7 protein-coding genes and 1 pseudogene are annotated in these 6,690 nt (G+C 70.9%); 6 read left to right on the top strand and 2 right to left on the bottom strand.

Going from position 1 to position 6,690, the window contains the following annotated elements; all coding sequences use genetic code 11:
- Nucleotides 1–220: 220 nt before the first annotated feature.
- Nucleotides 221–583, bottom strand: a pseudogene (locus tag ACFWAR_RS38970) (transposase); the annotation flags it as partial.
- Between the two features lie 165 nt (nucleotides 584–748).
- Between ACFWAR_RS38970 and ACFWAR_RS38965 the strand changes: the two are divergent.
- From ACFWAR_RS38965 to ACFWAR_RS38945, 5 genes are all read left to right on the top strand, one after another.
- On the top strand, nucleotides 749–1,153 hold the full coding sequence (locus ACFWAR_RS38965) for a type II toxin-antitoxin system PemK/MazF family toxin (protein ID WP_385788354.1): 405 nt from the start codon (nucleotides 749–751) through the stop codon (nucleotides 1,151–1,153).
- A gap of 368 nt (nucleotides 1,154–1,521) precedes the next feature.
- Complete coding sequence (locus tag ACFWAR_RS38960) at nucleotides 1,522–2,424, top strand: radical SAM protein (RefSeq protein WP_385788351.1); 903 nt, start codon at nucleotides 1,522–1,524, stop codon at nucleotides 2,422–2,424.
- A 14-nt stretch (nucleotides 2,425–2,438) separates the two neighbouring features.
- Nucleotides 2,439–3,623, top strand: coding sequence for a methyltransferase domain-containing protein (locus ACFWAR_RS38955; protein ID WP_385788348.1), 1,185 nt, complete (start codon nucleotides 2,439–2,441; stop codon nucleotides 3,621–3,623).
- Nucleotides 3,624–4,118: 495 nt separating this feature from the next.
- A complete protein-coding gene (locus ACFWAR_RS38950; protein WP_385788345.1) occupies nucleotides 4,119–4,376 on the top strand; it encodes a hypothetical protein in 258 nt (85 codons plus the stop codon).
- 46 nt (nucleotides 4,377–4,422) lie between these two features.
- On the top strand, nucleotides 4,423–4,740 hold the full coding sequence (locus ACFWAR_RS38945; protein ID WP_385788342.1) for an alpha/beta hydrolase family protein: 318 nt from the start codon (nucleotides 4,423–4,425) through the stop codon (nucleotides 4,738–4,740).
- On the opposite strand, the gene ACFWAR_RS38940 is transcribed toward ACFWAR_RS38945, so the two are convergent.
- Nucleotides 4,737–5,126 carry a hypothetical protein gene (locus ACFWAR_RS38940; RefSeq protein ID WP_385788339.1) on the bottom strand — a complete coding sequence of 130 codons (390 nt, stop codon included), beginning with the start codon at nucleotides 5,124–5,126 and terminating at the stop codon, nucleotides 4,737–4,739. The two genes, ACFWAR_RS38945 and ACFWAR_RS38940, sit on opposite strands and share 4 nt — an antisense overlap.
- 989 nt (nucleotides 5,127–6,115) lie before the next feature.
- Between ACFWAR_RS38940 and ACFWAR_RS38935 the strand changes: the two genes are divergently transcribed.
- Nucleotides 6,116–6,547, top strand: a complete 432-nt coding sequence (locus tag ACFWAR_RS38935) for a hypothetical protein (protein WP_385788336.1) — start codon at nucleotides 6,116–6,118, stop codon at nucleotides 6,545–6,547.
- The last annotated feature ends 143 nt before the right edge of the window (nucleotides 6,548–6,690 follow it).

Here is a 6,690-nt window from a genome sequence, read left to right as displayed (position 1 = left end):
ACAACTCCCACAAGCCGTCCGGCACCATCCGCTGCACAAGCCCAGTCGTCACCACACCAGACTGCCGCAAGATCACACCAAACGAAATGGCGTCTTAGCGGCACTGCGGCGGCCGGCGAGTAGCAGCGGTAGTACGCGAGTTCGCCGGTTCTGTGGTTGCGGCGGATCAGCAACTGCCGGCTCCCGGTGAGGTCGATGACGTCCCAGTTGTAGAAGCGGTGGCGTAGCCGAGATACGCGGCGACCTGCGCGTTCTCGATCCTGCCCGCAGTGCCGGTGTACTGGCGCTGGGCACCGACGGTGTCGGTGCCCTTCTTCACATCGCCGGTCTCGTCGACCACCAGAACCGCCTGGTCGTCCAGCAGATGCTCCACCACGTAGGCCCGCACGTCGTCGCGGACCTGGGCGGGGTCCCACTTGGCCCGTCCGAGCAGGTGCTGCATGCCGTCCGGGGTGCCCTCTCCGGCCCACTCAGCGATGGTCCAGCAGTTCTTGCACGGCAGGTCCGACAGCAGCCCGAGCACCAACCGCCCGACCCGACGTCGGGGTTCGACCCGTGCGAACCGGCCCGCGATCCGGGCCATCAGGCCCTCGAACGCCTCCTGCCAGTGGGCAGGGTCTACGCTGTGACCTGCAACCACCGCATGATCTTCAGTCTTCACACACCGATGATCAACGGTGGCCGCACCCGTCTCCGCAGCGCGTCAGGGTCGCGCAGCGTCTGCCTGTCGTCAGTGTCTGGAGGACTTGTGCAACGTGGCGAAGTCTGGTGGGTCCGGTTCGACGAGCGGAGGTTGGTCGTACTGCTTTCGGGAGACGACACGTCCGGGATCCGGGTGATGCAGGTCGTTGCTCCGGCGGGCGTCGACATCAGCGGTCTGGGCATCGAAGTGACGGTCGGAGCCAGTGAGGGACTGCCGTTCGAAGGCGTGCTGCGGCTCGCGTTCCCGCGTCCAGGCTTCACCCCGTGCACGTGGCTGACCACTGTGTCCCGGGACGACCTGATAGAGCGGGCGGCCGTCCTGTCCTCCGTGAAACTCAGCGAGCTTGACGACGCCCTCCGACTCGCTGAACAAGCGCAGGAGCGGACCCCGGCCACGACCGCGAAGCTCAGCGAGATAAGGGAGGCCCTCCGTCTCGGTGAACTCGGGTAGACGGAGAAGGAGCCGACGTCCGCGACGGCGTGGGCGATCTCGGGCGAGATGATCGACGCTGGCCACCTGCTGCCTCGGCGCCCCTCACCACCGAAATCACGATCTACGGCTGGAGTATTAAGGGCTGACCCCCAACTGCCGCCGGAGTGGGCATCGGCCACCGGGGCCGCCTCAACGCCAGGGGGCGACACGCTCCGGCCCGCCCCGGCGCGGAGCGACGGAATCCGTGGCAGGGAGCGAGGTGCCGGGGGCCCGGCGACGCCCACGCCTGGACCGGGCCCGCAGCCGTCGGTATCGGCGCGGGCCTCTGTCGGCCGAAGTGGCCTTACTACGGGACGGGTTGGCGGATCGCGGCCTGCGATCGGGTCATGACGATCGAGGCCCCTGCCGGGCTGAGGTTCTTGTCGCTGGAGATCACCGGCCGCTGCCAGCTCTCGTGCCCGTCGCTGTGCTACGCCGGCTCGGGGCCGACGAGGGGGCACGGCAGCATGAGCGATGACGACTGGGCCCGGACCATCGACGAGGCCGTCGCCCTCGGCGCCGAGGAAGCCCAGTTGATCGGGGGCGAACCGACGCTGCACCCCGGCTTCGTCTCGATCGCCCAGCACGCGCTGGACGCCGGCCTACGGGTCCGCGTCTACAGCAACCTGCTGCGTATCCGCGATGAGCACTGGCGGCTGCTGGAACACCCCCGCGTCCGGCTCGCGACGACCTACCACAGCAGCGTCGCGGCCGAGCACGACGAGGTCACCGGCCGCCCGGGATCGCACACCGCGACGCGCGCGAACATCGTCGAGGCCATCGGGCGCGGCATCGCGGTCAACGTCGCGGTCCTCGACGCCGGAGACCCGGAGCGCGCCGAGCGAGCCCGCGCGGAGCTTACGGTGCCCGACGTGCACGTCGGGCGGGTGCGGGCGGTCGGCAACGCCGCGGGCAACGCGCTGCCGTCCACCGCGGAGTTGTGCGGGCGGTGCGGGGACCAGCGGGCCACGGTCCTGCCGAGCGGCGAGGTGGCGGTGTGCGAGATCGGGCGCTTCCTTACCGCGGGCAACGTCCTCGACACCGGCCTGGCCCAGGTCCTGTCGAGCTCGCGGTGGGCCGAGGCGAGCGCGAGCATCCCGCGCCGGACGGACCCTACGGCCTGCCATCCAGACTGCCAGCCCTCCAACTCCGACTCCTGCGACCCCGGCAAGAACGACGCCTGCGACCCGATGGGCTACGCACCCGCGATGACTGCCTCGCCCGCGACCGCCGTGCCCGCACTCCCCTGAAACGGCACCGTCCGATGAAGTGGACACCCGCGGGCTGGAACAGCCACGCCGCCCGGATGGCCGACGCGACCGTACGCCCCGAATCCCGCTGGCACCAACCCCTGGCCGCAACGCCCCGGCACCTGTTCGTGCCCCGCTGGTGGACACCCGGCGAGCGGGACGACATCTGGCTCTACGAGCTCCGCGACGGCGCCGACGACCCCGCCACGTGGATGAACACCGCCTACGACACCAGCCTCAGCGTGATCACCCGCGTCGGCCCCCACCACGCCGACCACGCCGCACCCGCAACCGTGATCCCGGAGGCCTGGCCCACTTCATCGGCCACGCTGCCCGCCCTGGTCGTGAAGATGTACCAGCACGCCTTCCTCACCGACACCTCCCGCCTCCTGGTGACCTGCGGCAGCGGCTACTCGACCGCACTGGCCTGCGAACGCCTGGGCGAAGCCCAGGTCACCAGCGTCGACATCGACCCCTACCTGATCCACGCCGCCCGCGAACGCCTGGCCGCGGCCGGGCACCGGCCCCAGCTGGAAGTCCGCGATGTCACCGGCGAACTCCCGGGCGTCTACGACCGCATCGTCTCCACCGTCTCGGTCCCCGCCATGCCCACCTCCTGGCTCACCGCGCTCGCTCCCGGCGGCCGCCTGGTGACTACCGTGTCCCGAACCGGACTGCTCATCGTCGCGGACAAGACCGCCGACGGCGGCGCCACCGGCAAGATCGCCCCCGAACCCGCCGCCTTCATGACCACCCGCCACGGCGAGGACTACCCGCCTTCTCCCGACCACGGCGATCTGTGGGCGACCGCGCGCAAGGCCGACGGCGAGTCCATCACCACAGGCCGCTACCCGGTGATGCGGGTCAACAACACCTGGGACGTGCGCTCCACCCTCGAACTCACCATCCCCGGCATCGAGCACCGCATGGACACGGCCCCGGACGGCACCCGCACCGCCTACATGCTCCACCCCGACGGCTCCTGGGCCCGCGCCACCGCACCCGCAGCACGAGAGCTTCCCACCGTCCACCAGGGCGGCCCACGCCGGCTCTGGGACGAACTCGACCGCATCCGCACCTGGCTCGTCATCGACGGCCACCTACCCGTGACCGGCGCAACGGTACGCATCGACCCAGACGGCACCTGCCACCTCAACCGCAACGGCTGGTCGACAACCATCGCGGTTGGGGCTCGGTAGACGGCGAGGCTCCGCCCTCGTACCGGCCCGCGAAGCCCCCCGCCCAGCCCGCGGAAGGATCGCCAAGGGTTGTCCCCGGCGCCGGCTTCCTCGGCCCGCTGGGGCATCCAGAGTGCAGCCGAGGACACTTGCCCCGGCCAGGGCTGCGTCGTGGCGCCGCGCGGGACCCGGATCGACGACGTTGCTGAGCGGGATCGGGCTGCCTGCTCCAACTCTGGCGGGCGCGCGAGGTCCTGTGGGCGGTTTCGACTGAGGGCTGCTGTTCGGCCGGGAGGGTCCGGCAGGATGTGGGCCATGGACAATCCCTTCCGTTCTCTGCGTGAGGTCGAGGCCGCTGCGGCGCCGGGCGGTGAACGAGCCGGTCGCCCGGCCGGCTGCTCAGCCCCGCTGCCGGCGCAGCGTCCGGCTGGGTGGCCGGAGCGCTGGGTGGTGGTCGGTCAGGTCCCGGTGGCCGATCCCGCAACCGGGCGGGTGCGGGTGGGCACGGAGCGGTGCGTGTCGTGCGACTTCCGCCCGGAGAACCGCGGTGCCCTTGCCCCGGGCCAGCTGGCGGACCTCGTCGCGGAGTGCGTGGAGCAGGAGGGCCACCTCGTGTGCCACGAGACTGGTGACGCCGCGGGGGTGCCGGGCGCGGTGTGTGCGGGGTTCGCCGCGCTCCCCGCGGCTGGGCGTTCGCTGACGCTGCGGATCGCGGCGGCCGGCCAGGTTGCCTACCAGGATCCGGCCCCGGCTCCGGGCCTGGGCTCGCGGTAGGGAGGACGGCACGGTCGGTACCGCTTGCGCTGCCCGGGACCTGGACGTGCGCGGTTACACGGAGAAGTCGCGGTGGGAGCTGGGCCGGGCTCTGCACAACGAGGTGTTCTACCTCGACCCGGACGTGTATCTGCGCCAGGTGCGGGCTCCGGCCCTGCTGGTGCACGGGACGAGGGACACGTTTGTGCCGGTGGAGTCCTCCCGTCGCTACCTCCCGGTGTTCGGGGGGCCAGCCGAGCTGATGGAGCTGGACGGGGCGCAGCACGGCTTCGCCGTGCACGAGGATCCCCTGTACGCGGATCCGCGGACCCATGTGTGGCAGGCCGCCGTGATCGAGAGGGTCTGCGGCTTCCTCGCCGGCTAGACCGGCAGGGCGGTCAGGGCCTGGCGGAGTTCCCGAACGGCGGGCCGTCGTGCGTACGGGCGGAGGTCGCCTGCGGTGCGGCGTAGTTCGCCGAGCGCTTGGCCGAAGCCGGGGACCGCGGCGAGCTGGAGTGCGGACAGGCCGGTGGCGGCGGCGTCGTCGGGCTGTCCGGCTGCGGCCAGGGCCCCTGCGAGGTGGGCGGTGAAGAAGGCCCGGTCGCGGGTGGCGAACGCGCCCTGCTCCGCGAGGCGCTGGCGGAGCAGGGTGACCGCTTGTTGGGGCTGTCCGGCTTCGGGGTGGCAGATCGCGCTCTGGGCCATCAGCCGGTTCTCGCTGTATCCGGCGCACAACGGGCCCGTGCAGCTCGCCGGCTCGGCCGGGGTCAAGGCCCAACCCCTTCCAGCTGATGAAGTGTCCGTGCCGTGCGTAGCGGGCCGAGGTGTCGTAGGGAGAGACGACAGCCCGGGACGAGGGCGGCAGCCGGGGCCCGCCTTCCTTCTCGGCGGTGCGCCAGCGCAGGCGTCCCGCGGTGTCACGGTCGTTGTTCTGCACCATGATCTGGCGCAGGGCCTGGATACGAGGACCGGACGTGCGGTCTGCTCCGTGCCGGTAGAGGTGTTCCAGGAGCCGGAGGGCGTCGTTTCCGGCGGTGAGGATCCGGGTCTTGGGCTTGGTGGGGTTCTTGCCCAGGCGGACCGGCCGGCCGTAGCGGCGCCCCCAGTCCTCATCGACCAGTTCGTCGAGCAGGTGAGGGAGGTGTCGGCGACTTCTTCCAGGGCGGCGCGGCCCGCGCCTCGGTGATCAGCTCCAGGCGGGCCAAGGCGAGGTCGAGGAGGCGGTCAGCACGGTCCCCGTCGGCAGGAACTGCAGCACACAGACAGTGGCCAGTTGGGCAGGCGAGAGGCCCGATCGTCCGTCACGCGGGTACCGAACGGCGAAGTCCTCGTCGCGCCACAGCCCGTCCAGCCGGTCTCTCACCCACATCGCCGTGGTGCCACCTGGGTTGCTCGCCCTCGCGATCCGCACGGTCAGAGGGGGGACTTGCTCACCGGAACGGGGGCGGAGCGACAGCAGACACCTCAACGACTGCATCGGTCACTGAAACAGCCCGAGCATGCTCGTTGATCATGCTGCCGCACCGGGAAACACCAAGATCACCGACAGGGTCAAGCTGAGGCGTACGACTTCAGCCCCTGAGTTCCGTGCGCTGAAGGTCAAGGAAGTCTGCTCCAGTTGTGCACGGCGGTGATCCGCTTCTTCCTAGGCTCGGTGGCGTCCGATACGGGGAGCGGCTCGTGCTCCTTCACAACCAGGGCGCATCGCGTGACGACGAGCAAGAACCAGATCGCGCGGATCGCAGCGGGGAGTAATACGCATGTCACGTTTCACTGCATTCGCACAGCGCGGGCTTGGCCGGCTGGCCGTCGCCGCGGGGGCCGTTCCGCTCGTGCTCCTCGGCCTGTCTTCACCCGCCAGTGCTGACTCCGGCGGGGGCTGCTCGGGATACTCGTCGTACGGCTGGTCCTACGACGTCTGCGTCAGCACCGGCGGGGGAAAGGTGCACGCCGACGCCTTCCGCAAGAGCGCGGGTTCGATGGGCTCCAGCTGTACGGTCCACGTGGCGATCTACGAACTCTGGGCGGGCACCCGTCATGCTGTGGCGAGTGGCGAGTACTCCTGCTCCAGTGGTTACGTGGGCAAGATCAGCGCGTATAAGCGCTCAGGGACCGCGTACGAGACCTCGGTGATGGTGGTAGTCGACGGCGGCAGCCCGTTCCTCCACAAGTCCCCTGTCCAGTACACCTGAACACCGGACTCGCTCACCACGGAAGCGCGGGGGGGCCGCCCCCGGGGCGCCGGGGGTCCCCCGGGCCCCCGGGCCCCGGGGTGGGGGGGGTTGGGGGGGGGGGGGGGGGTGGGTGTGGGGGGGGGGGGGGGGGGGGGGTGGTG

The organism is Streptomyces sp. NPDC059917, assembly GCF_042730635.1.
Lineage (GTDB): Bacteria > Actinomycetota > Actinomycetes > Streptomycetales > Streptomycetaceae > Streptomyces.
Note: the sequence above shows the minus strand (reverse complement) of the source record. Positions and strands in the feature narration are given on the sequence as shown.